Origin of the sequence: Clostridioides sp. ZZV15-6383, assembly GCF_020657735.1 — a bacterium.
Taxonomy (GTDB): domain Bacteria; phylum Bacillota; class Clostridia; order Peptostreptococcales; family Peptostreptococcaceae; genus Clostridioides; species Clostridioides difficile_D.
The window spans coordinates 1-1,592 of sequence record NZ_JAGWCV010000121.1 but is presented as its reverse complement, the minus strand read 5'-3'; the positions used below and the strand labels follow the sequence as shown (position 1 = coordinate 1,592).

Genomic DNA, 1,592 nt, shown 5'->3' with positions numbered 1-1,592 from the left:
ATTTAGTGGTAATTTAAATTGATAATTATCACCATAAGTAGTATAATCAATTTGTATAGTATTTTGTTTTTGCATACAATTATTATACAAGAATCCCAGGCTCTTTTGAACTTGGGATTTATTTTTTATACAAAAAAGGGCGTAGCACTATTTTTTAGTGCGACAGCCCCTTATTTATTTTAAGAATTTACTACTTCAACAATTGTACCTTCTGGAAATAGTGTTCTAAAAATAAATCTGACTAATGGTCCTGCAATTAATAGTTGTAATGGCAACGCAACAATAAAATTGTTGGCTATATTTAAAATCCATATAGCTATAAGTGTATTAGAACTTCCAATTGATTTAATAGCTCCAAATAAAGACATACATATGACCATTCCACAGACCATACAACTTGATATAACAATAGCCTTTATAATTTGTTTTGTATCTGGATTTATAATACGAAATGCTACTTTCTTTGCAACATTAGAAACAATAAACCAATCAAAAATCATAGCTATGATATATGTAGTTGGAAAATCCAACCATGCATTTTTAAAGGTATTTAATGAGAATTTATCATGTATAGAAATATTATAAACGCTCATAAAAAATACCATAAAAGCACACATAAGTACCGTAAATATTAAACTTTCTTTTCTATTTTGTGGCATATTCATTTACCTCCAAGTAAAATTTATTTCTATTAGGATTATACATGAAGAAAGATTTTGTCGTAAGTAAATTTTTTTAATTTGAAATTTATTTTTGAAATAGGCATAAATGAATATAAAAAATTTTTATTTTTTATATTTGACAATGGAAATTGTCTTTTTTTAACTTTATAATTAATAGTATAAAGTAATAAAATTGTAGAACTGTCAAAGAAATTTAAAATGTAGGGGGTGTAGTTTTATATTGAATTATGGAAAAGAAATTTATTTGTATGTTGGATAGGGTTGTTCTTTAGTTCTATAGGTATGAGCCAAATAGCACCTATACTTCCATTATATATTAAACAGTTGGGTGTAACCGATGTTGGCTTAATACAACAGTATTCAGGTATAATTTTTGGATGTACTTTTGTAGTAGCAGCATTCTTTTCACCAATTTAAGGGAAAGCTGCTGATAAATATGGAAGAAAATCAATGCTTTTACGTGCAAGTGTTGGTATGGGAAAGTGATATTTACCATAGTATTTGTACAAAATGTTTATCAGCTATTAGGCCTAAGGATTATTCAAGGTGTTTTTACAGGTTATGCAACTGAATGTACTATATTGATTATATTTAAAAAACTAATCAAATTTATAGATAAAAGAATTCATTTTTATGAGTTCTTTATTTTTATTAACCCTAGAATTGTGTTTTTATAACTTTCTTGTACCACTTGTTTGACTGTTGTATAATAGTAGAAATTGTAAAAATTTAGACTTCAACAGATTTGAAGGAAGTGTTTTGTTATGTTTCTAAAATACAATATGGAGGAATTTAATAATACAAGCCAACAAAAGAAAAGCTTAAATTTTTAGTTTTTAATAGTGAAGATATTATTTATATATTTAATTTTACAATGTAGAATAAATATTTCTTATGCGCTTTGTTATA

Annotated in this window: 2 protein-coding genes; one reads left to right on the top strand and one right to left on the bottom strand. The window is 25.8% G+C overall.

What is annotated here, in order from left to right:
* Positions 1-179: 179 nt before the first annotated feature.
* Positions 180-659 carry a DUF2798 domain-containing protein gene (locus KGF42_RS19020; protein WP_227826900.1) on the bottom strand — a complete coding sequence of 160 codons (480 nt, stop codon included), beginning with the start codon at positions 657-659 and terminating at the stop codon, positions 180-182.
* Between the two features lie 306 nt (positions 660-965).
* Between KGF42_RS19020 and KGF42_RS20640 the strand changes: the two genes are divergently transcribed.
* Positions 966-1,100, top strand: a complete 135-nt coding sequence (locus KGF42_RS20640) for a hypothetical protein (protein WP_413927049.1) — start codon at positions 966-968, stop codon at positions 1,098-1,100.
* Positions 1,101-1,592 lie beyond the last annotated feature (492 nt).

Bases quoted from the DNA above. Each gene is read 5' to 3' on its own strand.
- KGF42_RS19020 (WP_227826900.1), bottom strand. From the start codon at position 659: ATGCCACAAAATAGAAAAGAAAGTTTAATATTTACGGTACTTATGTGT.
- KGF42_RS20640 (WP_413927049.1), top strand. From the start codon at position 966: ATGAGCCAAATAGCACCTATACTTCCATTATATATTAAACAGTTGGGT.